Raw genomic sequence first — 24666 nt, forward strand, 5'->3', positions numbered from 1 at the left:
TCAGCCGGCGGCGTAGGCCGCGCCGGTCGCCGCCATATCAGCAAGGCCGATGCGCTCGTTCACACCGCCCATGTCGATCATCCGCTCTGCGAACGGACGGGTGGCGCCATTGGCCTTCAGGCTGGCCAGGAAGGCCTCGGCGGTCGGCACCAGGGCGCGCACCAGGGCCCCGGGCGAGATCACCAGCTTGAAGCCGATGCGGCCCAGTTCGTTGACGTCCAGCAGCGGGGTCTTGCCGCCCTCGACCATGTTGGCCAGCAGCGGAACCCGCCCGGCGAAGGCGTGGGCGATGGCGCTCATCTCGCCGATGGTGCGCGGGGCCTCGACGAACAGCACGTCGGCGCCGGCCTCGACATAGGCGTGGGCGCGGTCGAGGGCGGCCTCGAAGCCTTCCACCCCGATGGCGTCGGTGCGGGCGATGATCAAGGTCTGGTCGCTGGCGCGGGCGTCGAGCGCCGCGCGGATCTTGCCGGCCATCTCGGCGGTCGAAACCAGGCTCTTGTCGGCCAGGTGACCGCACTTCTTGGGGAAGGTCTGGTCTTCCAGCTGGATCGCGCTGGCGCCCATCCGCTCGAAGATCCGCACGGTGCGCTGCACGTTGACGGCGTTGCCAAAGCCCGTGTCGCCGTCGACGATCAGCGGCAGGTTCACGCGCTCGGCCACGCGACCCACGACGTCGGCCACGTGGTCGAACGACACCAGGCCGATGTCGGGCCGGCCAAGCTGGGTGTAGGCGATCGAGGCGCCCGAGAGGTAGATCGCCTCGAAGCCGGCCTGCTCGATCAGCAAGGCCGAGAGGGCGTCATAGGCGCCGGGGGCCAGCAGCGGCGTGTCTTGGGCGAGGCGGTCGCGCAGGCTCATGCGGCGGCTCCTTTCAGGCGTCGTTTCAGGTGGGTGATAAGGCCGCCATCGTCGATCATCGCCATCAGGTGCGGCGGTATCGGCGTGAGGGTATAGGTCTTGCCCGTGGTGATGTTCTCGAGACGTCCGGCGACCGGATCCAACTGGATCCGATCGCCGTCGCTCACCTCGCCGACCTGGGGAAACACGAAGGCCGGCAAGCCGAGGTTGATGGCGTTGCGGTAGAAGATGCGAGCGAACGAGGTCGCCAGCACCGCGGAGACGCCAAGAAGTCGTAGGGAGACGGCCGCCTGCTCGCGCGAGGAGCCGAGGCCGAAATTGGCGCCGGCGAACACGACGTCGCCGGGCTGGACGGTAGACGCGAAGTCCGGCGCGATGGCCCGCAGGCAATGCTGCGCGAGCTCCGCCGGCGGCAGCTTCATCAGGTTGCCGGGAGCCAGCAGGTCGGTGTCGACAGCGTCGCCGAAGACGAAGGCGCGGGACATCAGGCGGCTCCCGTCAGGAAGGGGCGGGGATCGACGATGTGGCCGGCCGCGGCCGCGGCGGCCACGGCGTAGGGCGAGCCGAGATAGACGTTGGCCCCCGCATGGCCCATGCGGCCCTGGAAGTTGCGATTGGTCGACGAGATGCAGGTCTCGCCCTCGGCGAGGATCCCGGCGCCCATGCCGGCGCAGGCCCCGCAGCCCGACGGCATCAGCACCGCGCCGGCCGCCAGCAGGGTCTCCATCACGCCTTCGCGCGCCGCCAGCTCCGCCGTGCGGGCCGAACCCGGCGCCACCAGCAGCCGCACGCCGGGCGCCACGCGGCGGCCTTTCAGCACGTCGGCCGCCATGCGCAGGTCCTCGATCTTGGCTCCGACGCAGGCGCCGATATAGGCTTGGTCGATACGGACCTCGCCAAACTCGGTCGCGTCGCGGGTGTTGGCCGGCGAGTGCGGGGCGGCGATCTGCGGGACCAGATCGGCGGCGTCGAAACGGTGCACGGTGGCGTAGATCGCATCCGCGTCTGAATGCAGGGCAAGGGCCCCCGCCTCATCTTCGACCGGTGCGCCGCGCGCTGCGAGATAGGCGAAGGTCACGGCGTCCGGCGCCACGACGCCGGTCTCGGCGCCCAGTTCGGCGGCCATGTTGGCCAGCACCATGCGCTCGGCCATCGGCATGGCCTCCACGAGCGGGCCGGCGAATTCCACCGCCTTGAAGGCGTTGTCCATGCCCAGTTCCCGGCACAGGAACAGCATGACGTCCTTGGCCGTGACACCCGGCTGGAAGGCGCCGGTCCACTCCACGCGGATCGTCTCGGGCACGGCCAGCCAGGTTTCGCCGGTGGCGGCGATGGCGGCCATGTCGGTGGCACCGTAGCCGGCTGCATAGGCGCCGAAGGCGCCGGCCGTGGGCGTGTGGCTGTCGCCGCCGGCGATGAAAGCGCCCGGGCGGATCAGGCCGTGCTCGGGCAGCACCAGGTGACAGATGCCGACCATGTCGAAGAAATTGGAAACGCCGTAATCGCGGGCGAAGTCACGGGTGGTCTTCAGGATCGCCGCCGATTCCGCATCGACGGCCGGTACGTAGTGGTCGGAGACGATGGCCACCTTGGCCGGGTCCCACAGGCCCACGCCCAGTTCTTCCAGCAGCGGACGCCAGCGGCGCGGGCCGCTGCTGTCGTGCGCGAAGGCCAGATCCACCTTGGCCGTCACGAGGTGGCCGGCGCGTAACGCCGGCAGGCCCGCAGCCTTGGCGATCACCTTCTCGACGAGAGTTCGTCCAACCAACCTAATCGCCTCCCGGTCAAATCCAGCGCCGACCGGGGTAGGCGCGGGGCCCCCGGCTAGAAAGGCGGAAGTTCAGATCAATTGCTGTGCGGTCATTTCCGGCCGCCGGAGGACTTGCCTTCCATGCCCCTCGACGCCGCTCCTCAAACCGCCGGTTTTGACTGGAAAGACCCGCTCGCCCTCGACGCCCGCCTGACCGAGGACGAGCGCCTGATCCGCGACGCCGCCCGTGCCTATGCTCAGGAACAACTTCTGCCGCGCGTCGTCTCGGCCTATGCCGACGGCCGGTTCGACCGCGAGATCATGAAGGAAATGGGCGAGCTTGGCCTGCTGGGCTCGACCCTGCCGGAAGAGTACGGCGGCGCGGCCGTCAGCCACGTGGCCTACGGCCTCATCGCCGCCGAGATCGAAGCCGTCGATAGCGGCTATCGCTCGGCCATGAGCGTCCAGTCGTCGCTGGTGATGTATCCGATCTACGCCTTCGGCTCGGAAGAACAGAAGCGTGAGTGGCTGCCGGGCATGGCCCGCGGCGAACTGATCGGCTGTTTTGGTCTGACAGAGGCCGACGGGGGGTCGGATCCGGGCTCGATGCGCACCGTGGCCCGCAAGGTCGACGGCGGCTACGTGCTCAACGGCGCCAAGATGTGGATCACCAACAGCCCGATCTCCGACGTGGCCCTGGTCTGGGCCAAGCTCGACGGCGAGATCCGCGGCTTCCTGGTCGAGCGCGGGACCGAGGGCTTCACCACCCCCAAGATCGACGACAAGCTCAGCTTGCGCGCCTCGATCACCGGCGAGATCGTGCTGCAGGACGTGCGGGTGCCGGAAGACGCCATCCTGCCGAACGTGAAGGGCCTGCGCGGTCCGTTCTCTTGTCTCAACAAGGCTCGCTACGGCATCGCCTGGGGCGCGATGGGCGCGGCGCGCTTCTGCCTGGAGACCAGCGCGACCTATGTCGCCGACCGCGTCGTCTTCGGCCGTCCGCTGGCCGCCCGCCAGCTGATCCAGAAGAAGCTGGCCGACATGCAGACCGAAATCGCGCTGGGCTTCGAAGGCGCCCTGGCGCTTGGCCGTCGCCTCGACGCCGGCGACTGGGTTCCGGAAGCCATCAGCCTGATGAAGCGCAACAACTGCGGCAAGGCCCTGGTCATCGCCCGCGAGGCCCGCGACATCCACGGCGGAGCCGGCATCTCCGGCGCCAGCCACGTCATGCGCCACGCCGCCAACCTCGAGACGGTCAACACCTACGAAGGCGCGGCCGACGTCCACGCCCTGATCCTGGGCCGGGCGATCACCGGCCTGGCGGCCTTCTGAGGAGCGGGGCGATGAAGCACCACACCATCCGCGGCAAGATCCTCTACACCTCGCGCAAGCCTGGTCGCGAAGGGCAGGAGCGGGGCCGCGAGCACTTCGCCATGACCCGACACACCGACGGCAAGGTGACGATCCGCGCCCAGTGCGAGATCGACGAGCCCGATCCCACCGTCCTGCGCGACGCCATCTATTCGCTGGACGAGCACGGCCGGCCGATGGACCTGCACCTGCGCCTGACGGTCGGCGACCGGTTCATGGGTTCGGGCTGGTTCCGGTTCACCGAGGACTTCATCGAGTGCGAAAGCTACGGCCCGTCGATCGGCCGCCTGTCACAGAAGATGCCGACCAATGGCTTCTTCGACGGTTTCGGCACCCACCCGATCATCGGCGACGCCTATATCTGCAAGGTGATGGACGTCGCCAAGGGGCCGCACAAGCGCAAGCTTCGCATCTTCCTGCCGTCCGTCGACCACCGGGGCGCCACCCCGCCGCAGATCGTCGAGAGCAGCATCACGCTGGAATATGTCGGCGAGGAAGAGACCACGACCCCGGCCGGAACCTTCGCCTGCCGACGCTTCCGCTTCCTCGGCGAGGACGGCGGCATGGTCAGCAAGGACGGCGAGCACCCGACCTACGACATGTGGGTCACAGCCGACGAACACTCGCTGTTCGTCAAGGGCGGTGTCGGGGGCTACATGCAGACCTGGTACGAGCTGGTGGAGTTGGAGCGGTAGGGGGCTGGAAACCAAATCCCTCTCTCGATGAGAGAGGGGCGAAGGAGGGCTCACCGCTCGGGAAACACGGCTTTCCGCTTCTCTAGGAAAGCCGTGCGCCCCTCGATGAAGTCCGGCCCCGAAACCGACGCCACGAAGGCCGCGCGGGTCGTCGCGTCGTCCTCGACGGCGCCGGCCAGGATCGCCCGGATCGTCGCCTTGATCGCCCGGACCGTCACCTGGGACGCCGCCGCGATCTCGGCCGCCTTGGCGATCGCGGCCGCCGGAACATCGACTTCCACCGCGTCGATCAGACCAAGCCGCAGCGCTTCTTCGGCGCCCAGCAGCCGCCCCGTGAACAGGATGTCCTTGGCCGCCGAGGCGCCGACGGCGTCGACGAGGCGCTTGGTGTCTTCCAGGCTGTAGGTCAGGCCGAGCTTGGCGGGCGTAATGGCCAGGCGGGCGTCCGAAGCGGCAATCCGCAGGTCGCAGGCCAGGGCGACAGCTAGGCCGCCCCCGACACAGGCGCCCTCGATGGCGGCCAGCACCGGCTTTTCCAGTCCCGCGATCGCACCGATCCCAGCGGCGATGGCGGCGTTGTAGTCGGCGGCGCTTTGCGGGGTCGCATAGACCGCCTCGAACTCGCCGATGTCGGCTCCGGCGGCGAAATGTCCGCCGCGCCCAGTCACGATCAGGACCTTGGCGTCCGAGGCGGCGAAGGCGGCGCAAGCGTCGGGCAAGGCGCGCCAAACGGCCAGAGAGATCGCATTGCGCTTGGCCGGACGGTCGAACGTCAGGGTGGCGATGTCGCCCTTGAGGGCCAGGGTCAGTGCGCCGTCGGCGAAGGCTGTCATCGGAAGGCCTCGGGAACGGTCGGCGGCGACAGGGTTTCGCTCAGGCGCTTGGCCAGGGCCTGGGTAGGGCCGTCGGTCATACCGATCACCTGCAGCGATAGCGGCAAGCCATCGGCCTCGCCGCTGGGCAGGGCGAAGGCCGGTGCGCCCAGCACGTTGCCCAGCGCCGTCAGGTCGGCCTGGCCCGCCGGAACGGCTGCGCCGAAGGCGAAGGCCTGTTGAGGCGTGGTCGGCGTAAGAAATCCGGCATATGTATTTGTCGACGCGTGGATTTTTCGCTTCGTTTCATCAATCAGGCGATAGGCCTCGGCCAGCTTGGCGGGCGTCTGTCGTGCGCCCCAGGCCAGCAGCGAGCGCAGCTCCCGCGTGAAGCCTTCGGGATCCAGAGCCAGGGCGCGGCGGTGCTCGTTCCCGCCTTCGACCTCGCTGATCAGCAGGCCCGCCCGGCGCAGGGCGCCCAGGTCCAGGTCGTCGATCCGCACCCGCTCGAGCCGCCAGCCCGCGGCAGTCATACCGTCCAGCGTTCGGGCGAAGCCCTCGGCCACCGCCGGTTCCAGCGTGGCCAGGCCGTCGAGATCGAGCACGGCCAGCGCCCGCTGGTCCGGCGCGGCGGTGTTCGCGACGCCGCAGGCCTGGGCGACCAGCGCCGCGTCTTCGACCGAGCGCGCGTGGACGCCGACGTGATCCAGCGTCCAGGACAGGGCCGTGACGCCGTCGGTCGGGATCGCGCCCAGCGCCGGCTTGTAGCCCACGACACCGCAGTAGGATGACGGCAGCCGCACGCTGCCCATGGTGTCGGTGCCCAGCGCAGCGGCGCACAGCCCCGCCGCCACGGCCGCCGCCGAGCCGCCCGACGATCCGCCGGGGGTGAAGCCGGCCCGGTGCGGGTTCTCGCAGCGGCCCAGGAAGGCGTTGTCGTTGGTCGCGCCCAGCGCGGCCTCGTGCATGTTCAGCGTGCCCAGGATCACCGCGCCGGCGGCCCGCAGTCGGGCCACGCAGGCGGCGTCGGCCGGCGCGATGTTGCGGGCGTAGGCCTTGATCCCGGCGGTATGGGCCAGGCCCTCGACGGCGATGTTGGCCTTCACCGCGATCGGCGCGCCGTCGATCGGCGACAGCGGCTGGCCCGCGGTCCAGCGTCTGGCGCTGGCCCGGGCCTCGGCGCGGGCGCCGGCCGCATCGAGTTCGACCACGGCGTTGATGGCCGGGTTCAGCCGCTCGATCCGGGCCAGGTAGGCTTCGGTCACGTCGACCGGGCTGGCGCCGGCCGCATAGAGGGCCGGCAGGCCCGCCACGCCCGCCGCGACGATGGGGTCGGAAAAGCCCGCCACCTCAGTAGCGCTCGTCGATCAGGCGGATCGGCTTCTGGCGCACGTCGATCTGGGTGAGGCCCGCCGTTGCGCCCTTGGGGGCCAGCTCGACCTCGACCTCGATGCCGATCTTGCGCTTGAGGACTTCGCCGTAGAAGGCGGCGATATCGCGCCATTCGGCCGTGTCGGCCGTGGTCTCTGCGGTGACGGCGAAGCTGTCGCGGCCCGTCGCATCGCGGCGCGCGCGGCAGATGAACTCGCCCGCGAAGGCCGGCGCGTGCTCCAGCATCGCTCCCACGCCCTGCGGGAAGATGTTGATCCCGCGGATCTTGACCATGTTGTCCGAGCGCCCGAGGAAGCCCTCGACCCGCTGGAACACCACGTCGATCGAAGACGGCCTGGGGATCGCCCGGGTCACGTCGTGGGTGTTGAAGCGGATCAGCGGATAGAGGTCGTCCTTGAAGAGGCACGTGACGACCATGTCCCCCAGTTCGCCTGGGGCGACGGCCGCGCCGGTGTCTATGTCGCAGATCTCCAGGTAGTGGGCGTCCTCGTGCACGTAGAGGCCGTCCCGGTCGGGGCCTTCGCCGGCGATCAGGCCGGTGTCGCCCACGCCGTACCAGTCGAAGCACTTGGCGCCGCCCCAGGCCTTCTCCATCGCCGCCCGGTCCTCGCGGCCCAGGTGCGCCGAGATCAGCCGCACGGGGATGTCGCGGCCAGGCTCGATGCCCATCTCGACGGCCGTGTCGGCCAGCTTCTTCAGGTAGTCGCCGAAGCCCACCAATACGGTGGCGCCGAAGCGTTTCATCACCTCGACCTGCTGGGCCGAGCGGGTCTCGACCCCGGTGCCGGCCGACAGGAAGACGGCGCTGGTCCAGCGGGTGACCGCCTCGCGCACATAGTGGCCGCCGTTGATCATGCCGTGGCCGTAGACTGAGTGGACCACGTCGTCTGGAGCCAGCCCCTGAAACTGGTAGTTGCGGGCCAGCAGCAGGTTCTGCACCTCGCGGCTCTTGGGCCCGAACAGCAGCACCTGGGGCGACCCCGTGGTGCCCGAGGTGGTGTGCAGCATCACCGGCGGACGCTGGCCGTCCGGATAGCCCTCGAAGCCGGCGAAGTCGCCAAAGGGCGGATTGCGCTCCAGCGAGGCCATGATGTCGGATTTGTCGAAGCTGGGCAGGCGCGACAGGTCATCCAGCGAGCGGATGTCGCCGGGCTGGATCCCGGCCTCGCCCCACAGGCGCTGGTAGAAGGGCGTCTTCCAGGCGCGGTCGACGCAGCGCAGGAAAAGGCGGTTCTGCCGCGCGCGCAGCTCGTCGCGGCTGGTGGTGGTGGCGAAGCGCGTGAAGGCCTCGCCGATCGGATGGTCGGCGACGATGGCCGGGTAGTCGAGCGACTGCCAGTAGGTCTGGTGGGACATGGATAACCTTGGGGAGCTCAGCCGCCGCTGGCGAGGAGGAAGGCCTCGCGGGCGTCGGCCAGGGTGTCGAAGCGGTCGAAGAGGTCGGTCAGCTGGGCGTGGACGGCCTCCATACCGACGAAGGCCAAGCACGAGCGGGCCTTGTCCAGGTGCTCGTCGCGGCTCATCGGGAAGTCGGGCGAGCCGAGCTGGGACGTGACGTCGAGCACGATCTCGCGGCCGTCTTTCAGGCGGGCGACGGCGCGGGCCGGCACGAACGCGGCGGGATCGGGATTGCCGTCGCTCTCGACGACGATGCGGGCGGCCAGGGCCAGCACGTCCGGCTCGTTCAGGCGCTCACTGGTGTAGTCGTCCAAGCCGACGCGGCCGCGGGTCAGCATGACGGCGGCCAGATAGGGCAGGCACAGGCGGGCGTAGGCGGTGTCCATCTCCGGCTTGGCGACGCGCCCCACCAGATGGCGGATCAGCGGTGGGGCCGAATAGGTCAGGCTGTCGAGATCGCCGGGACCCACGCCATGCTCGTTAGCCAAGGTGCGCACCGCCACCAGTCCGCCGTGGCAGGCGCGTCCGGTGGGGAAGGGCTTGCAGGCGACCTCGGCGATGCGGCGGCGGTCCTTCAGATCGGCCAGCACGGGCGCGAGGTCGAACCCGGCCTCGAACAGCGGCAGGTAGCCGAACGGTCCCTCCAGCCAGTCGCGTGGCCCGGGCAGGCCGGCCTGCGCGACGTCGATCGCCTGCAAGGCTGAGCGGGCGGCGGCGGCGACCTGGACGGGCAGGGCGGGCTTGCCTTCGGTGTGGGCCTGCATCGTGCCGCTGCTGAAAGCCAGGGCATAGCCCATGGCGTCCATCGCCGTCTCGCGCGGCAGGCGCTTGAGCCGAGCCAGGGCCGCCGTCGCCCCGAATACTCCCGCGGTCGCCGGCCGGAAGAAGCGCAAGGGCGTCGTTGCAGCGACCCCCAGCGCGATGGCGACGTCCACGCCGGCCACCATGGCCGCCAGCACTTCCTCGCCGCTGTAGGGGGGCGAGCGGTCCAGCTCGGCGATCAGGGCCGGCACGATGGTCGGCAGCGGGTGCAGAACGGCCTTCTCGTGGACGGAGTCGTATTCCTGGCCGTGCAGCTGGAAGGCGTTGACGAAGGCCGCCTGGGCCGGCGGCAGGCGCACGCCCGGGCGGCCGAGAACGAGACCGGTCCCGATGTCTCCTCCCCAGCCGCGCGCGGCCGTTAGAATGGCGTCGGAGTAGGCGGCCCCGGCGCCGGCCGCGCCCACGGCTACCGCGTCGTGCAGCAGCCGGCGGGCGTCGGCCTGCACGGCGTCGGGCAGGGCGTCCCAGCGCAGGGAAAGGGCGTGGTCGACAAGGGCTTGCGCGGCGATCATGCGGCGACGCTAGCAGCGGCGCCCGCCGCTCTTTGGCGCGGCGTTCGGGTTTGCGCGCACAGCGGACAACGGCGCGGCTGTCCGCCAGTCGAGCAAACGCGAAATCCCCGTCACGCATCGCGTGGACGCGTTCAGCCTTCCGTTCGCGGACCTTCCGGGGGGAACGGTCCGCGATGCAGGAGAGCCGCCATGCTGATGCGTGTTCTGTTGTTGCTGACCAGCGCGTTCTTGCTGATGGAGGCCGGGCCGATGCTGCTGGCCCAGATGGAGCGCGAGCGGACGGGTTCCTGACGTCTTCCTCTTCCAACTTGCTCGTCGTCCTGGCGCTCTGGCTGGGACGACAAGCTTTTGGAAGGGGGAGGCTATCGGCCCCGCCACCCCGCCGGACCCGCGCCCAGGACAGGCGGAACCGGGTCGATGATCGCCGGTTCATGGCTGAACAGGATCGGCGTGCCGACGATCTCGTTGCCGTCGACGTCGCGCGACAGCATGCCCCGCGCGGCCATGGCTGGATCCTCGAAGGCTTCTTTCAAGGTGCGCACGGGCGCGAAGCAGACGTCGCGGCCCTCGAACCAGGCCTCCCATTCGGCCCGCGTCTTGGTGACGAAGGCTTCGCGCAGGAAAGCGCGCAGAGGCTCCTGGCCGGGGCCGGGTTGCAGCTCGGCATAGGGGAGGAGGTCGAGGCGGTCGAGGCCAGCCAGAAGGTTGCGGGCGAACTTCACCTCGGACCCGCCCAGGCAGATCCACTGGCCATCGGCGCACTCATAGAGGCCGTACATGGCGTTGCCGCCCCACGAGCGCTCGTCTTTCGGAACGTGGGCCTCGCCGGTCGCGAAGATCTTGCCGGTGACGTTGGGCGTCCAGGCCAGCAGGCTGTCGTACATGGCCACGTCCAGGTAGTCGCCTTGGCCGGTCTTCTCGCGCCGGAGCAGGGCCATCAGCACGCCCGACAGCGCCGTAAGGCTGGCCAGGGCGTCGGCGACCGGCATGTTCGGCGGGGTCGGCTTGCCGTCGAAGCCTTCGCTCAAGGAAACCATGCCGGCCAGGGCCTGCACCGCGATGTCGTGTGCGGGCCGGTCGCGATAGGGTCCTGTTTGCCCGAAAGCCGAGATTGCCACATAGACGATGCCCGGATTGCGCGCCTTCACGGCCTCGTAGTCGAAACCCAGCCGCTGGATGACGCCGGGCCGGAAGGCCTCGACCACCACGTCGGCCTCGGCGGCCAGGTCGAGCAGTAGGGCGCGGCCCTCGGCCGACTTGAGGTCGACCTGGATGCTGCGCTTGCCGCGGCTGGTGTTGCGAAACCAGACGCTCGCGCCGTTCTTGCGATAGCCGATCTCGCGGGCCGGATCGCCTTCGCCGGGCGGCTCGATCTTCAGCACGTCCGCGCCGTGGTCGGCCATCATCAGGGTCAGCATCGGCCCCGGCAGGAAGAACGACAGGTCGAGAACGCGGACGCCTTCCAGCTTCACGAGGCTGCTCCCCCAATGGAATTCAAGACTTCGTCGGTATGCTCGCCGAGCTTGGGCGCCCGCGCTCCCGGCATCCGTTCACCATCGATCTTCACGGGGCAGGCCAGCATGGCCAAGCCTTCCGCTCGGTCAGGATGGTCGACGACGTCACGCATGCCGACCTCGGCCACGAACGGATTGTCGAGCGCGTCCATCATTTCCAGGATCGGGGCGAAGGGCACCTTGCCGCCTAGAAGAGCAGTCCACTCGGCAGTGGTCCTCGTCCCGAACAGCACGTCCATCGCCTCGCTCAGCGCCGGGCGGTTGGCGTGGCGGCTGGGGATGTCGGCAAAGCGCGGATCGGCCTTCAGCTCGGCGGCGCCGGCGAGATCGCACAGCGCTTCCCAGAACTTGGGGGTCTGGCACATCACCAGGCCCCAGCCGTCGGCCGTCTTGACCGCCTGGGACGGCGCGATCGACGGGTGGGCGCCGCGCGGCAGGCGCTGGACCTTGTAGCCCTCGTTCATCGCCCAGACGGCGGGATAGGAGAGCTGGTGCAGGGCCACGTCGAACAGTGAGACGTCGACGTCGCAGCCTTCGCCGGTCGTACGGGCCGACAGCAGGGCGCTGACCACGCCGAAGGCCAGCATGGTCCCGGTCATGAAGTCGACCATCGACACGCCCAGCCGCGCAGGCGGTGCGTCCGGCTCGCCGGTCAGGCTCATCAGCCCGGCCTCGGCCTGCATCAGGTAGTCGTAGCCCGGCCAGCCGGCCCGGCTGTTGCCGCGCCCGTAAGCGGAAAGGTGGCCGCAGACGATGGCAGGATTGACGCCCTTCAGGTCGTCGTAGGTAAGACGAAGTTTGCCCGGCTGATCGCCGCGCAGGTTGTCGACCACCATGTCGGCCTGGGCCACCAGGTCCTCGAAGGCCGCGCGGCCCTCGGGGGTCTTGATATCGAGCGCGATGGACTTCTTCGACCGCGAGAAGGTCTGGAAGAACTGGCTGTCGGCCTGTCCCAGAAAGAACGGACCGGTGGCGCGGCTGACGTCGCCGCCCATGGCCGGAGCCTCGATCTTGACGACCTCGGCCCCCAGCTCGGCCATCAACTGGGTGGCGTAGGGGCCGGCGCCGTATTGTTCGACGGCCAGCACCTTGATCCCCGCCAGGGGGCGACGCACGCGCATCAGACCGGGTTCCGGGCCACGAGCTGGCGGGCGATGATGATCCGCTGCATCTCGTTGGTGCCTTCGCCGATGCACATCAGCGGGGCGTCGCGGAACAGCCGCTCGATCGGATATTCCTTCGAATAGCCGTAGGCGCCGTGGATGCGCATGGCCTCCGTGGCCACGTACAGCGCCGTCTCCGACGCATAGTACTTGGCCATGCCGGCTTCCATGTCGACGCGCTCGCCGCGGTCGTAGGCCTTGGCGGCGTCTTCCACGAGGAGCTCCGAGGCGCGGGTCTTGGCGCCCATCTCGCCCAGCTTCAGCTGGATCGCCTGGTGCTGGGCGATCGGCTTGCCCATGGTCTTGCGGACCTGGGCGTACTTGACGCTTTCGGCCAGCGCGCGCTTGGCGATGCCGACCGAGCGGGCGGCGACGTTGATGCGGCCGATCTCCAGGCCGCCGGTGGCCATGACGAAGCCCTGGCCCTCTTCACCGCCGACGAGGCACAGCTCGGCGTCGCAGCGATAGTCCTCGAAGATGAACTCGCCGCTGTCGATGCCCTTGTAGCCCAGCTTCTCGAGCTTGCGGCCGTTGCTGACGCCGGGGATCGGGGCGCGCGTCTCGGGATCGATCTTGGGGGTGATGAGCATGCTCATTCCCTTGTGGCGCGGCTGGGCCTCGGGATCGGTCTTCACCAGCAGGGCCGAGACGTGGCCCTCGATGGCGTTGGTGATCCAGGTCTTGGCGCCGTTGACGACGTAGTCGCCGCCGTCTCGCCTTGCCACCGTGCGGATGCCTTGCAGGTCGGTGCCGGCGTCTGGTTCAGTCAGGCCCAGACACCCACGCAGCTCGCCGCTGGCGAAGCGGGGCAGCCAGAAGTCCTTCTGCTTCTGCGTGCCGAACTTCTGCACGACCATGGCCATCATCAGGTGCGAGTTGAAGACGCCCGTCAGGCTCATCCACTCGGCGCTGATCTTGGTGACGATCCGCGAATAGGTCAGAGCCGACAGGCCCAGACCGCCGTACTCCGGATCGATCAGGGCGCCGAACAGGCCCAGTTCCTTCATGTCCTCGACCAGGGCATGGGGATACTCGTCGTCGTGCTCGAGCTGCATCGCCACGGGGGCGACCTTCTTCTCCAGCCACTTGTCGATGGCGTCGAGGATGGCGCGTTCGTCGGCTTCCGAGATCTCGCTCATCGTCAGTAGTTCCCGACCTTGTCCTCGACGGCGTGGCCGCGCGCCGGGATCAGCATGTTGCGCTTGAAGGTGCAGACGACCGTGCCGTCCTGGTTCTTGCCGGTGGTCAGGATCGTGACGATGCCCTGGCCGGGGCGCGACTTGCTCTCGCGCTTGGCCAGCACTTCGCTCTCGCCATAGATCGTGTCGCCGGCGAACACCGGCGCGCTGAACTTCACCTCGTCCATGCCGAGGTTGGCGATCGCCTTCTGCGAGACGTCGGTCACGCTCATGCCGATCAGCAGGGCCAGGGTGTAGGGGCTGACCACCAGGTTCTTCTTGAACTCCGAGGCCTTGGCGAACTCGGCGTCGAAGTGCATGGGGTGGGTGTTCAGCGTCAGCAGCGTGAACAGGTGGTTGTCGTACTCGGTCACCGTCTTGCCGGGGCGGTGCTCGTAGACGTCGCCGACGATGAAGTCCTCGAAATAGCGGCCGAAGGTCTCGCGGTAGCGCTGAGGACCGACCTCTTTCCAGTTCTGCGACATGGGGGAGTCTCCTAGACTTGCGCGCGGTCGAGCACGCGCCGTGCGGTGCGGATGACCGGCAGTTCGATCAGCTTGCCGTCCAGCAGGGCGGCGGCCCCGCCGGCGGCGTCGAAGGCCTCGACTACGCGCTGCGCGCGCTCGATCTCAGCGGGCGAGGGGGTGTAGGCGGCGTTCACCGCGGCCACCTGGGCCGGGTGGATGCAGGACCGGCCGGTGAAGCCCAGGGCCTTGGCCCGCAGGGTCGAGGCGGTCAGGTCGTCCGGATCGGCGATGTTCAGGTGCGGCACGTCCAGTGAGGCCACGCCCGCCCGGCCGCAGGCGGCGATCAGCGTGCCGCGGCCCAGCAGCAGGGCGTCCCAGTCCATGGTCGAGCCCAGGTCGGCCGACAGGTCCGCGCCGCCGAACAGCGCGCCGGCCACGCCGGGGGCTGCGCAGATCTCGAAGGCGCGGCGCAGACCCTCGGCCGACTCGACCACCGGCCACAGGGGCAGGCCCGGCAGCACTTCGCCGGCGGTCAGCAGGTCTTCGGGAGCAGCCACCTTGGGGATCATCAGGAAGTCGGGCCGCGCCTGGCTTTCGGCCAGGGCGACCAGATCCTTCAGGCCCTCCAGCGTGCGCACGCCGTTGATCCGCAGGCCAACGGCGGCAGTGCGTGGCACGGCGAGGAAGGCGAGGGCGGAAGCGCGTGCTTCGCCTTTGCCGGCCGGCGGCACGGCGTCCTCCATGTCGATGCAGACGGCGTCGGCCCCAGCGTCCAGCGCCTTGCCGAAGCGATCCGGGCGCGTCCCGGGCACGAAGAGCAGCGAGCGAAAGGTCATAGGCGTCAATCGCCTATCGGCACGGCCTCAGCGAACGCCTGGGCGATTTTTCTCCGACAGGCGATCCAAACGCCCTCCTGGGCGGTCACGTGGTCGAGGAACTTGCGGAAGGCGCCGATGCGGCCCGGGCGGCCGATGATCCGCAGGTGCAGGCCAAGGCTCATCATCCGCGCCCCGACTTCCTGGCTCTCGGCGTGCAACTCGTCGAAGGTGGCCACGGCGTAGTCCAGCCAGTCCTTGGCGGTCAGCGACGGGGCCAGCCAGAACTTCATGTCGTTGGAGTCCATGGCGTAGGGCAGGATGACCATCGGCTTCGATTGCCCGTCCGCCGTCTCGACGCGGTCCCAGAAGGGGAAGTCGTCGGAATAATCGTCCATGTGATAGCTGAAGCCCGCCTCGGTGATCAGGCGGCGGGTGTTGTCGGTGTGCAGGTAGCGCGACAGCCAGCCCGATGGGCGCGTGCCGATCGTCCGCTCGATCGAGTCGGCGGCATTGGTGATGAACTCGCGCTCCTTGGCCTCGTCCATCCAGAACTGGTGGGTCCAGCGATAGCCGTGGGCGGCCACCTCGTCGCCGCGGGCGCGGATGGCGGCGGCCAGCTCGGGCGCGCGTTCCAGGGCGAGCGCGGCGGCTGTCCAGGTGGCCTCGATCCCGTGCTGGTCGAGGATCCGCAGGATGCGCGGCGCGCCGGCCTTGATCCCGTAGAGATAGTTGCTCTCGCTGCCGTGCATCCGCATCGGCTTTTTGGGAACCGCACCCAGCTCGTCGACCGGCTCGGGCCCTTTGTCACCGTCGCGGATGTTGTGCTCGGCGCCTTCCTCGACATTGACGACGATCGACAGTGCAAGGCGCGAACCGTCCGGCCAGCGGAAGTCGTCAGGTGCGGGCATAGGGCTTTCTCCAGTAGGCGGTCACTTCGCTCGCGGCGCTCGCGCCTTTCGGTGCGGCGCTCCAGCGTGCGGCCTCCAAATCTTCACGGCGGCATGGGAGCCGCAACGGAGGGAGCGCCCGATGGCCGTCACGCGGATTGTCGCCCTGTTCAACCTGAAGCCCGGCGTCTCGGTCGCCGACTACGAGGCCTGGGCCAAGGAACGCGACCTGCCGACCGTCAACGGCCTGAAGTCGATCGACAAGTTCGAGGTCTTCCGGTCGGCCGCCCTGCTCGGGACCGACGCTGCGCCGCCCTACCAGTACGTGGAGATCATCGACGTCGCCGACATGGACGCCTTCGGGGCCGATGTCGCGACGGAAACGATGCAGGCGATCGCCGCCGAGTTCCAGGCCCTGGCCGACACCACCTTCATCGTTACCGAGAAGGTGGGTTGAGCATGGCGGGACGGTTCGAAGGCAAGACGGCGGTCGTCACCGGGTCCGGTCGGCGCGGAGGCCTGGGGGAGGCCATCGCTCGACGCCTGGCGCAGGAGGGAGCGGCGGTGGTCGTCTCCGACATCGGTCGCTCCGTCGATCCTTCGACACCCGCCGGCATGATCGGCGGGACCGAGGAGATGGAAGCGATCGCCGCCGATCTGCGCCAGTACGGCGGGTCGGCCAGCATCCGGCCCTGCGACGTGCGTCGCTGGGACGAGGTCCGGGCGCTGGCCGACCATGCCAAGGAAACCCACGGCTCGCTCGACATCTGGGTCAACAACGCCGGTATCGGCTACATCATGAAGCCGCTGATGGAGGTCCGTCCGGAGGACTGGTCGGCGGTCATCGACGTCAACCTGACCGGCTGCTTCTACGGCCTAAAGGCCGCGGCCGAGGTGATGATCCCGCAAGGCACGGGCGGCCGCATCGTCAATATCGCCAGCCAGGCGGCCAAGTCGGGCTTCCCGCACGCCCAGGCCTACACCGCCTCCAAGCACGGCCTGGTGGGCCTGACCCGCTCGGCCGCCATCGAGCTGGGCGCGCACCAGATCACCGTCAACAACGTCTGCCCCAACCACGTGACCACGGGCCTAGGCGCCTGGCAGAACGAGTACTTCGCCAAGGTCACCGGCGCGGCCTCGGTCGAGGCCTATCTGGCCGCCATGGCCGCCCGCATCCCGCTGGGCCGCCCCGGCAAGCCCGAGGACACCGCCGACGCCGTGGCCTTTCTGTGCTCGGACGAGGCCAAGTACATCACTGCCGAGAGCATGAATGTTTCGGGCGGCGAGGAGCCGCACTAGGTCTTGGGCGCGACCTTGTAGCGATCGGGGACGACGCTGCGCTGGAGCGAGGCCTCGTCGAAAATGTCCGGCGCGGGCAGGTCGCCTTCGACCACGGTCTTGAGCACGCTCAGGACGGTCTTGTTGTTCTCGCTCTTGAGCTTGAACGTCGTGCCGAGGATCACGCCGTTCTGGTCGATGTCGTAGATCCTCACCAGCTCGGCGTCGGCCACGCGGATGCGGTCGACCGGACCGGTCGGGGTCTGCCGCGCGCCGACATGGGCCTTTTCAAGAAGCTCGTTGTTGCTGTTCACGCCGCAGGCCGAGCGGGCGTATTCCGGCCCTTCGCGAACCTCGCCGCTGGCGATGTTGAAGATCTTGCCCGTGCCGGCGGCGCAATCGGCCACGATGCGATCGGCCGGGGTCTCCACGCGGTGCTTGTCGCCGCTGTGAAACTCGGCCGACCACTCTACTGTCGGGTCTTCATTCGGCCGCTCGACATTCACCCAGGCATAGGCCGCATAGGTGGCTCGCGTCGTGCGTGAGCGTTCCAGCACGGCGTCGACCTTGGGATCGGTCACGGGCTTGGCGGGCGGCGTGCAAGCCGCGGCCGTCAGGATCATGCCGGCCGCGAGAGCCAGGCGAGCGGTTGACACGAACAAGCAGGATCCCCCGGTTGGAAGCATCGCTTATTTCATGTATCGGCCGCTCCGCTCAAGGTTGCGGCTGAAGGCGCACTGCGCGTGCGCCGGAAAGTTCGGCTGGTGATGAAACTCGCCGCCGACCGGAGATGGTGGGCCGCCGACGGCTAGGGTCAACGCTCGTTTTTTCTCCGCGAGCAGCGTCATGAGCAAATCACTGGAAGTCGTCCTCAAGCGCGTGATCGAGGACGTGCCCGTCGCCGCCGATTTCGAGGTGGTCGAGCGCGTGGCGCCGACCACGGCGCCCGCCGGCCAGCTGCTGGTGCGGGTGCTGTACCTGTCCCTCGACCCCTATCTCGGCTCGCGGCTGCGCGGCCGGCACATGGGCGAGCCGCGCCCGGCGCCGGGCGAGACCCTGCCGGGCTCGGCCGTGGCCGAGGTCATCGCCTCGGGCCATCCGGACTTCGCCCCGGGCGACCACGTGATCGGCGAGGCCGGCTGGGCGCAAGTGGGCCTGATGGACGCCAAGTTCGCCCGCAAGGTCGATCCAGCGCTGGGCGTCTCCAATCACCTGGGCGTGCTGGGCATGCCGGGCCTGACCGCCTGGGCGGGCGTGACCCAACTGGCCAAGGTCGGCGCCGGCGACGTCTTTACGGTCGATGCGGCCGCCGGCAGCGTCGGCGGCACGGCGGGCCAGATCGCCAGGATCCTTGGCGCCAAGGCGGTCGGCATCGCCGGCGGCGCCGACAAGGTGGCCCAGGTGGTCGAGCGCTATGGCTTCGACGCCGCGGTCGACTACCGCAACGAAGGCTGGGCCGACGAACTGAAGACCCTGACCGACGGCGGCCCCACCGTCCACTTCGAGAACGTCGGCCTGCCGATCCTCAATCCGGTGTTCGGTCTGCTGAAGACCTACGGCCGCGTGGTGATCTGCGGCCTGTCGGCTCACTACCACGCCGACGGTCCGCCGCCGCAGTTCGGCCTGGGCCCCATCGTAGGCAAGCGCGCCGCCGTCATGGGCCTGGTGGTCTACGACTTCTATCCGCGCTGGAACGAGTGGGTGAAGACAGCCGAGCCCTGGCTGAAGGAAGGCCGCCTGGTGCAGGTCGAGGACCTGGGCGAGGGGCTCAAGTCTGCGCCGGCCCAGTTCGAGCGCCTGATGAAGGGGGCCAACACCGGCAAGACGCTGGTGAAGGTGGGCTGAGGCTTACCTTCCGCCAACGCTTCAAATAACTCGTCATCCCGGAAGCCGCGCAGCGGCTATCCGGGACCTAGGGGCCGGCGCAGTGCGTCGGCCCCTTTGCTTTGGAGCGGTCTCAAGCCTTCCCGAATTTCGCGTACAGCGCCGCCGCCGCCAGGTTGAACGCCGCCGGGGCGTATGCGAAGGCCATGGCCACGCCGACCAGGGCCGAGCCCGGCTGGGCCGCGCCGGTCACCGCCAGGGCGCTGGAGAAGCCAAAGGCCGACAGGACGAGGCCGGTCAGCAGGGTGCCGCCAAGGGCGAAGCCGATCTTGTCGGCCCCGGTCCACAGCGCCGAGAACACGCCGGCCCGGCTTTCGCCATGCTCGGCCTCGTCCTGGGCGATGACGTCCGACAGCAGGCTGTAGCCCATCAGGCTCCAGCCCGAGTTGAACAAAGCAAACAGCACGACCACGGCGTAGATCGCGCCAAGGGGCGCGCCGGCCATCACGCCCCACAGGGCCTGCACGAGGGCGTGGCCCAGCGCCGCGGCGATATAGATCCGCTTGCGGCCGAAGGCGGCCGACAGCTTGATCCACAGCGGCTGGGCGGCGATGACCACGGCGCTCATCACCAGCACGATCAGGCCGATCTGGGTCAGCGCGTCCTTGCGGCCCATGTTGTAGCTGAGGAAGTAGATCATCGCCGCATAGCCGAGGCCCGAGCCGATAAGCTGCAGCAGGTAGGCGCCCAGCAGGGGACGGAAGGCCTTGTCGGTCAGGGCGCTGAGAATCGCCTTCAGGCGCAGCGCCGGCTGGGTGGCGGCCTGCACGACGGGGCGTGGCGAGGCCAGGAAGGCGATCAGCAGGCTGACCGCGCAGACACCGGCCAGCACCAGCGACATCTGCGAATAGGCCGGGCGTCCGCCGCCCCAGGTCTGCACCAGCACCGGCGCCAGGGCGTTGCCGACCAGCAGGCCGATGGCCGAGAAGCCCATCCGCCAGGCCATGACCACCGTCCGCTCCTTGGGATCGTCCGACAGCTCCGTGCCGATCGCCAGGTACGGCACCGAAAAGGCGCCGAACACGAGCATGTAGAGGCTGAAGGCGCCGGCCACATAGGCGGCGCTGGCCGTCGGCGAGCCGCCGGGCACATGGAACAGCAGAATCAGGGCGACCGGCGCCAGCACCGCTCCGGCCAGCAGCCACAGGCGGCGCGGGATCTTCGCCTTCCAGCGGTCGGAGACCAGCCCCACGGTCAGGTCCGAGATCAGGCCCCAGAACAGCTTGGGAAAGAAGATCGCCGCGCCCGCCAGCGCGGGCTCCACGCCCAGTGCATTGGTCATGAAGAACAGCAGCAGCAGCGAGGGCGCGTCGCGGAACACCTGGCCGGCGATCTGGCCCGCGCCATAGCCGGCGTGGACGAGCAGGGGCAGGCGGTGAGGCGAGGGCGGTTTGGCGGCGGTCATGGCGCGGATCCATTGCGAAGGATCAGCGACGCTAGGCGTGAAACGTCACCGCAAGCGGCCGCCCATGACGGCGCCCGACAGTCGGACAATCGTCGATTGAGATCTAGTGCGGCTGCACGAAGCAACGGCGCCGGCCACTTTCGCGGCCATCCGGCTTCAGATCAACAACTTGAAGAGAGAATGGTGGGTGTACAAGGATTCGAACCTTGGACCCGCTGATTAAGAGTCAGCTGCTCTACCAACTGAGCTATACACCCGTTCGCGTTTCGAAGTCGCTTGCGCGTCCCCAACGGCGAGGCGCGATACATACCCCAAGACGCGGGGAGCGCAATCCAATTTAGACAAGAAGGTGTGGATATATTCGTCGCACCCGGACGAAACGCAGATACGCGAAAGCGCCTCCCCGTGAGGGGAAGTTCTTATCGGATCAAGTATTGAGGAGAATGGTGGGTGTACAAGGATTCGAACCTTGGACCCGCTGATTAAGAGTCAGCTGCTCTACCAACTGAGCTATACACCCATTCGCGATTCCGAAGCGCTGAAGCGTCCCGGCGGCGAGGCGCGGAACATACGCAATGAATTTGAGAGCGCAAGGACTTTTTCGATGGCCAGGCGAGATATCAGCGGAGCCGTGGATTTCGCCTACCTGGAAGGGTTCGCGATGGGCGACCAGACGGTCATCGAAGAGGTGCTGGCGCTGTTTCGCGAACAGGCCGCGCTGTGGACCCCGCTGCTGACCCCGGATCATCCCGGCTGGCGTGACGCGGTCCATACGGTGAAGGGCGCGGCGCGTGGAATCGGGGCTGTCACGCTCGGCGAGGTGTGCCAGGGGGCCGAGGATGGCGCGGCCAGTCTCCACGAGGTGAAGACGGCGCTCGACCTGGTGCTGCTGGATATCGCCGCCTATGTCCACGAGCAGGCGCTAAGGTCGTTGCGGGGCTAGCCCAGGGCCCGCCCAGGATGGCGCTCGGCCATGTAGCGGCCGGGCGAGGCGCCCAGCGCCTTGCGGAACATGGTCACGAAGCTGGGCGCGCTTTCGTAGCCCAGGTCGGCGGCGACCTTCTGGATGGACGCGCCGGCGGCCAGCCATTTGACGGCCAGCACCACGCCCAGCTGTTGTCGCCAACGCCCGAAGCTCATGCCCGTCTCGCGGTCGATCAGCCGCATCAGGGTTCGCTCGCTCATGCCTGCCTGCCTGGCCCAGGCGGCCAGGTCCTGTCGCTCGGCGGGCGCGGCCATCATCTGGTCGGCGATCCTGCGCAGGCGGGGATCGCTGGGCATCGGCAGGTGCAGGTCCTCGACCCGCGCCGCGGCCACTTCGTCGAGCAGCACCGAGACCAGGCGCGAATTGGCCCCGCCTTCCTCGTAGAGGTAGGGCAGGTGCGCGGCCCGGGCCAGAAGCTCCTTGAGCAGCGGCGTCACCGACACTGCACAGCAGGTTGCGGGCAGGCCTGCGGCGACCGCGGGATCGATGAAGGCGTTGTAGCCCTCGAGCGCGCCGCTGGCCTTGATCGCGTGCAGCGCCCCGCCGGGGATCCAGATCGCGCTGCGGGGCGGCACGATCCAGAGCCCGCCTTCGACCTCGCAGCTCAGCGCCCCGCGCTGCACCAGGATGATCTGGCCCTTCTGGTGTCGGTGGAGGTCGAGCTCGATGGCGCCGGCCTCGTCCATCATCGTCCCGAACACCACGATCGGGCGGGGAACCTCGTCGGGCTCGACCCAGTCGATTTTCGAAAGCAGCTCGCTCAGGATCGGCATGGCGCGGGTTTCGGACGCTTGGCGGGATTGAATAGTATTCTGGCGATCCTTCGGAATGACGCCATTGCCAGCCCTGGCTAATCGATCGGTCGGAGGAAGTCGAGATCGCTTCGGCTTCACGCATCCGGAAAGGAATGACGGTGACCGAATTGGCCAGCACGAGAACGGGCAGGGCGCCGGGGCGCTTGAGCCAGGTCCTGGTCCGCTTGCTGATGCGACGCGCCAGGGTGGTCTCCACCGAGACGTTGGCCGAGCGCTTTTCGCTGGTGACGCTGGAGGGGCCGGAGCTGGCCGGCGCCGCGTGGGCGCCCGGGCAGAAGATCCAGGTCGCGATGGGCTCGGCCTTCGTCGCCCGCACCTATACGCCGATGTCGTGGGAGGCTTCGGGGCGGACCCGCATCCTGGGCTATGCGCATGGCGAGGGGCCCGGCGCCGACTGGCTGCGATCGCTGGAGCCCGGTGTCGAGTGCGACGTCTTCGGGCCCCGGGCCTCGCTCGACGTCGAGGGACTCACAGGCCCCCTGGCCGTCTTCGGCGACGAGACGTCGATGGGGCTGGCCTATGCGCTGGCGATGCAAGACCCTGCCCGGAGCGTCGCCTGCGCCTTTGAAGTTACCGATCTCGACGCCGCCGCCCAGGTCGCCGATCGGCTCGGGCTCTCCCGGGCGGCGCTGTTTCGCAAGCGCGCCGACGACGCCCACCTGGAGACGATGACCGATGCGCTCGCCTCGCTGAGTGGCCTCGGCGCGTCCTTCGTGCTGACGGGGAGGGCGGGCGCCATCCAGCGGATTCGCAATGGCCTCAAGGCGCGCGGCGTCGCGCCGAGGCGCCTCTTGGCCAAGGCCTATTGGGCGCCCGGCAAGACGGGGCTGGACTGATGTCCATCACCTGGCGGAGCGTTGGGCTCTTTGGGGCCGAAGGCGGAGCGGCGGCGGCCGGCAGGATGGGGCGAACCCGCCCGAATCTACACCGGGTTCGGGATCGACTCCGTCAGGTCCTCGAACGCCCCGACCTCGAGCGAGGCCGCTTCCTTCCGGGTGAGGATCCGGGTCTCGTACTCGCGACCGACGAACACCCTGATGCCGCGATAGCGCTGGCCGCGAACGGCCGACACCGTTTCGGTGCGGATCTCGGTGCCGTAGAGGCGGGCGTTCAGGTAGAGCAGCCCCGGTCGCAGGTCGTCATCGCCCTTGGCGGCGGCCTCGGCGGCCATGTCGTCCAGGAGCTTGTCGATCTCTTCCTTGGTCACGCGTCGCCCTTGGTCCGGTCCCAGCTGTCGTACTCGTAGGCGATGCAGCGGTCGATCAGGGTGCGCCAAACCGGTTCGGCGATGGCTTCCGACAGGCCGGCCTCGCGGGCGGCGGCCTTGACCTTGTCGACCACGTCCTCGATGCGGGCGCGGTCGAACACCTTGGAGCGGTCGGCCTTGATGCGGGCGGCGGCGTCCATGTAGCCCTGGCGCTCGGTCAGCAGGGCCACCAGGGCCCGGTCCAGAGCGTCCACGCCCTGGCGGACGTCGAGCATGGTCTGGCAGTCGGCGGGGGCGAGGCGCTCGTCGACGGTAAGAGTCGTCTTGATCATGCGCCCCTTTAAGCCGGTTTGGCTGCGCCGTTCCAGCCTAGATGCCGGCCCCCTAGATACCGGCTCCATTGTCGATGGTGAGCAGTGCGGCTTCGTGGGCGACGGCCTCGTCCTTCAGCCAGCTCACGAAGGCTTTCACCTGCGGCAGGCGGCCCTTGGCCTTGGGGTGGACGACGTAGTAGGCGAAGTCCACCGAGGTCGCGATGTCGAACGGGATCACGAGCCGCCCGGCGTCGAGGTCGGCCTGGGCCAGGGTGCGCTTGGCCAGGGCGATGCCCCGGCCGTTGACGGCGGCCTCGATCACCAGGCTCGACTGGTTGAAGCGCGGGCCGCGGGCGCCGTCGACGCCCTTGATGCCGCGCGCGGCCAGCCACATGGCCCAGTCCGGGCACGAATCGTCAGCGTCGGGCGAGCCGTCGTGCAACAGGATGTGCCGCGCCAGATCCTCGGGCGATTCCAGCGGGTTATCGGTCAGAAGTTCAGGGCTGGCGACCGGCACCACGGTCTCGTTCATCAGCCGCGTGACTTCCAGGCCTGGATAGCGGCCCGAGCCGTAGCGGATGGCGAGATCCACCTCGCCGGCGGCGAAGTCGACGACCTCCATGCCGGCCGACAGCCAGACGTCGACCTGCGGCTGGGCCTGCTCGAACTTGCCCAGGCGCGGCACCAGCCACTTGGCGGCGAACGACGGGGCGGCCGTCAGGGTCAGGCGGCGGCCGTCGACGGCGGCGGTGAGCAAGGAGGCGGCCTCGGCCAGGCGGTCGAAGGCCTCGCGCAGTGCGGGCAGTGCGGTCTGGGCCGCATCGGTCAGCAGCAGGCCCTTGGGCGTGCGCTTAAACAGGGCCGCGCCGACATAGTCCTCGAGATTCTGGATCTGCTGGCTCACCGCGCCAGGCGTCACCGACAGCTCGTCGGCGGCGCGGCTGAAGTTCAGGTGACGCGCCGCGGCCTCGAAAGCCCGCAGGGCGTTGAGAGGCGGAAGGCGGCGCCGTTCGGTCTGTCGTTCCATGAGTTTTACTGAACGCCCCGGCAGAAGTCCTTGTTTGCGAATTGGCCTGCCCGCGACCAGTTTGCAAGCGTTCGCTGATGGATTGGCCCTTTTCATCGGTGAGCGAGAGGC

General features: G+C 68.8%; 26 protein-coding genes and 2 tRNA genes. 7 read left to right on the forward strand and 21 right to left on the reverse strand.

Annotated features, from left to right (window positions below; all coding sequences use genetic code 11):
• Genes SGCZBJ_RS09520 through SGCZBJ_RS09530 form a run of 3 tightly spaced genes read right to left on the reverse strand, consistent with a single transcriptional unit; the run spans position 1 to position 2629 of the window.
• Positions 1-861, reverse strand: a complete 861-nt coding sequence (locus SGCZBJ_RS09520) for an isocitrate lyase/PEP mutase family protein (RefSeq protein ID WP_101717759.1) — start codon at positions 859-861, stop codon at positions 1-3.
• Complete coding sequence (locus SGCZBJ_RS09525; protein ID WP_240621463.1) at positions 858-1346, reverse strand: LeuD/DmdB family oxidoreductase small subunit; 489 nt, start codon at positions 1344-1346, stop codon at positions 858-860. The genes SGCZBJ_RS09520 and SGCZBJ_RS09525 overlap by 4 nt, the downstream gene beginning before the upstream one ends.
• Positions 1346-2629, reverse strand: coding sequence for an aconitase/3-isopropylmalate dehydratase large subunit family protein (locus SGCZBJ_RS09530; RefSeq protein WP_205685354.1), 1284 nt, complete (start codon positions 2627-2629; stop codon positions 1346-1348). The genes SGCZBJ_RS09525 and SGCZBJ_RS09530 overlap by 1 nt, the downstream gene beginning before the upstream one ends.
• Before the next feature lie 123 nt (positions 2630-2752).
• On the opposite strand from SGCZBJ_RS09530, the gene SGCZBJ_RS09535 reads away from it, so the two are divergent.
• On the forward strand, positions 2753-3943 hold the full coding sequence (locus tag SGCZBJ_RS09535; protein WP_101717762.1) for an acyl-CoA dehydrogenase: 1191 nt from the start codon (positions 2753-2755) through the stop codon (positions 3941-3943).
• A gap of 11 nt (positions 3944-3954) precedes the next feature.
• Positions 3955-4677 carry a DUF3108 domain-containing protein gene (locus SGCZBJ_RS09540; RefSeq protein ID WP_101717763.1) on the forward strand — a complete coding sequence of 241 codons (723 nt, stop codon included), beginning with the start codon at positions 3955-3957 and terminating at the stop codon, positions 4675-4677.
• 50 nt (positions 4678-4727) lie between these two features.
• Here SGCZBJ_RS09540 and SGCZBJ_RS09545 read toward each other — a convergent pair whose 3' ends face one another.
• The 10 genes from SGCZBJ_RS09545 to SGCZBJ_RS09590 all read right to left on the reverse strand — a co-directional run bounded on the left by SGCZBJ_RS09545 (position 4728) and on the right by SGCZBJ_RS09590 (position 15661).
• Positions 4728-5510: an enoyl-CoA hydratase/isomerase family protein gene (locus tag SGCZBJ_RS09545; RefSeq protein ID WP_101717764.1), complete on the reverse strand. Its 783-nt coding sequence runs from the start codon at positions 5508-5510 to the stop codon at positions 4728-4730.
• Positions 5507-6838, reverse strand: coding sequence for an amidase (locus tag SGCZBJ_RS09550; RefSeq protein WP_101717765.1), 1332 nt, complete (start codon positions 6836-6838; stop codon positions 5507-5509). The genes SGCZBJ_RS09545 and SGCZBJ_RS09550 overlap by 4 nt, the downstream gene beginning before the upstream one ends.
• Position 6839: 1 nt before the next feature.
• Positions 6840-8237, reverse strand: a complete 1398-nt coding sequence (locus tag SGCZBJ_RS09555; RefSeq protein WP_101717766.1) for a phenylacetate--CoA ligase family protein — start codon at positions 8235-8237, stop codon at positions 6840-6842.
• A gap of 17 nt (positions 8238-8254) precedes the next feature.
• Positions 8255-9613: an MmgE/PrpD family protein gene (locus SGCZBJ_RS09560; RefSeq protein ID WP_101717767.1), complete on the reverse strand. Its 1359-nt coding sequence runs from the start codon at positions 9611-9613 to the stop codon at positions 8255-8257.
• Positions 9614-9975: 362 nt separating this feature from the next.
• Positions 9976-11085 carry a CaiB/BaiF CoA transferase family protein gene (locus SGCZBJ_RS09565; RefSeq protein WP_101717768.1) on the reverse strand — a complete coding sequence of 370 codons (1110 nt, stop codon included), beginning with the start codon at positions 11083-11085 and terminating at the stop codon, positions 9976-9978.
• Positions 11082-12248: a CaiB/BaiF CoA transferase family protein gene (locus SGCZBJ_RS09570; RefSeq protein WP_240621464.1), complete on the reverse strand. Its 1167-nt coding sequence runs from the start codon at positions 12246-12248 to the stop codon at positions 11082-11084. The genes SGCZBJ_RS09565 and SGCZBJ_RS09570 overlap by 4 nt, the downstream gene beginning before the upstream one ends.
• The gene (locus SGCZBJ_RS09575; RefSeq protein WP_101717769.1) at positions 12248-13429 is read right to left on the reverse strand and encodes an acyl-CoA dehydrogenase family protein; all 1182 of its coding nucleotides are present in this window, start codon (positions 13427-13429) and stop codon (positions 12248-12250) included. The genes SGCZBJ_RS09570 and SGCZBJ_RS09575 overlap by 1 nt, the downstream gene beginning before the upstream one ends.
• A 2-nt stretch (positions 13430-13431) precedes the next feature.
• Complete coding sequence (locus tag SGCZBJ_RS09580; protein WP_101717770.1) at positions 13432-13953, reverse strand: MaoC family dehydratase; 522 nt, start codon at positions 13951-13953, stop codon at positions 13432-13434.
• Positions 13954-13964: 11 nt separating this feature from the next.
• Positions 13965-14771 (reverse strand): HpcH/HpaI aldolase/citrate lyase family protein, encoded by an 807-nt coding sequence (locus SGCZBJ_RS09585; protein ID WP_101717771.1) that lies wholly within the window; start codon positions 14769-14771, stop codon positions 13965-13967.
• A gap of 5 nt (positions 14772-14776) precedes the next feature.
• The gene (locus tag SGCZBJ_RS09590; protein ID WP_101717772.1) at positions 14777-15661 is read right to left on the reverse strand and encodes a polysaccharide deacetylase family protein; all 885 of its coding nucleotides are present in this window, start codon (positions 15659-15661) and stop codon (positions 14777-14779) included.
• A 121-nt stretch (positions 15662-15782) separates the two neighbouring features.
• Between SGCZBJ_RS09590 and SGCZBJ_RS09595 the strand changes: the two genes are divergently transcribed.
• Both SGCZBJ_RS09595 and SGCZBJ_RS09600 read left to right on the forward strand, forming a co-directional pair.
• The gene (locus SGCZBJ_RS09595; protein ID WP_101717773.1) at positions 15783-16097 is read left to right on the forward strand and encodes an REDY-like protein HapK; all 315 of its coding nucleotides are present in this window, start codon (positions 15783-15785) and stop codon (positions 16095-16097) included.
• A gap of 2 nt (positions 16098-16099) precedes the next feature.
• The gene (locus SGCZBJ_RS09600) at positions 16100-16939 is read left to right on the forward strand and encodes an SDR family NAD(P)-dependent oxidoreductase (RefSeq protein ID WP_101717774.1); all 840 of its coding nucleotides are present in this window, start codon (positions 16100-16102) and stop codon (positions 16937-16939) included.
• Here the strand turns inward: SGCZBJ_RS09600 and SGCZBJ_RS09605 are convergent.
• Positions 16936-17574, reverse strand: a complete 639-nt coding sequence (locus SGCZBJ_RS09605) for a hypothetical protein (protein WP_133149221.1) — start codon at positions 17572-17574, stop codon at positions 16936-16938. The genes SGCZBJ_RS09600 and SGCZBJ_RS09605 overlap by 4 nt on opposite strands.
• Positions 17575-17764: 190 nt before the next feature.
• Between SGCZBJ_RS09605 and SGCZBJ_RS09610 the strand changes: the two genes are divergently transcribed.
• A complete protein-coding gene (locus tag SGCZBJ_RS09610; protein ID WP_101717776.1) occupies positions 17765-18763 on the forward strand; it encodes an MDR family NADP-dependent oxidoreductase in 999 nt (332 codons plus the stop codon).
• A 112-nt stretch (positions 18764-18875) separates the two neighbouring features.
• Here SGCZBJ_RS09610 and SGCZBJ_RS09615 read toward each other — a convergent pair whose 3' ends face one another.
• From SGCZBJ_RS09615 to SGCZBJ_RS09625, 3 genes are all read right to left on the reverse strand, one after another.
• Positions 18876-20207, reverse strand: a complete 1332-nt coding sequence (locus SGCZBJ_RS09615; protein WP_101717777.1) for an MFS transporter — start codon at positions 20205-20207, stop codon at positions 18876-18878.
• Positions 20208-20388: 181 nt separating this feature from the next.
• Positions 20389-20464: transfer RNA gene (locus tag SGCZBJ_RS09620), tRNA-Lys, on the reverse strand.
• A 187-nt stretch (positions 20465-20651) separates the two neighbouring features.
• Positions 20652-20727 (reverse strand) — tRNA-Lys (locus tag SGCZBJ_RS09625).
• Positions 20728-20811: 84 nt separating this feature from the next.
• Here SGCZBJ_RS09625 and SGCZBJ_RS09630 point away from each other — a divergent pair.
• Entirely contained in the window at positions 20812-21150 is a 339-nt protein-coding gene (locus tag SGCZBJ_RS09630; protein ID WP_101717778.1) for an Hpt domain-containing protein, read from the forward strand.
• Here the strand turns inward: SGCZBJ_RS09630 and SGCZBJ_RS09635 are convergent.
• Positions 21147-21965, reverse strand: coding sequence for an AraC family transcriptional regulator (locus SGCZBJ_RS09635; RefSeq protein WP_101717780.1), 819 nt, complete (start codon positions 21963-21965; stop codon positions 21147-21149). The genes SGCZBJ_RS09630 and SGCZBJ_RS09635 overlap by 4 nt on opposite strands.
• Before the next feature lie 185 nt (positions 21966-22150).
• Here SGCZBJ_RS09635 and SGCZBJ_RS09640 point away from each other — a divergent pair, with 185 nt between their 5' ends.
• On the forward strand, positions 22151-22843 hold the full coding sequence (locus SGCZBJ_RS09640) for a siderophore-interacting protein (protein ID WP_205685355.1): 693 nt from the start codon (positions 22151-22153) through the stop codon (positions 22841-22843).
• Between the two features lie 86 nt (positions 22844-22929).
• Here the strand turns inward: SGCZBJ_RS09640 and SGCZBJ_RS09645 are convergent, their stop codons facing one another.
• Genes SGCZBJ_RS09645 through gcvA form a run of 3 tightly spaced genes read right to left on the reverse strand, consistent with a single transcriptional unit; the run spans position 22930 to position 24555 of the window.
• Complete coding sequence (locus tag SGCZBJ_RS09645) at positions 22930-23214, reverse strand: hypothetical protein (RefSeq protein WP_101717783.1); 285 nt, start codon at positions 23212-23214, stop codon at positions 22930-22932.
• Positions 23211-23546 carry a chorismate mutase gene (locus SGCZBJ_RS09650; RefSeq protein ID WP_101717785.1) on the reverse strand — a complete coding sequence of 112 codons (336 nt, stop codon included), beginning with the start codon at positions 23544-23546 and terminating at the stop codon, positions 23211-23213. Before SGCZBJ_RS09650 ends, SGCZBJ_RS09645 begins: the two co-directional genes overlap by 4 nt.
• A 52-nt stretch (positions 23547-23598) precedes the next feature.
• The gene (gcvA, locus tag SGCZBJ_RS09655) at positions 23599-24555 is read right to left on the reverse strand and encodes a transcriptional regulator GcvA (RefSeq protein WP_101717786.1); all 957 of its coding nucleotides are present in this window, start codon (positions 24553-24555) and stop codon (positions 23599-23601) included.
• Positions 24556-24666 lie beyond the last annotated feature (111 nt).

Source organism: Caulobacter zeae (genome assembly GCF_002858925.1).
Classification (GTDB): Bacteria; Pseudomonadota; Alphaproteobacteria; order Caulobacterales; family Caulobacteraceae; genus Caulobacter; species Caulobacter zeae.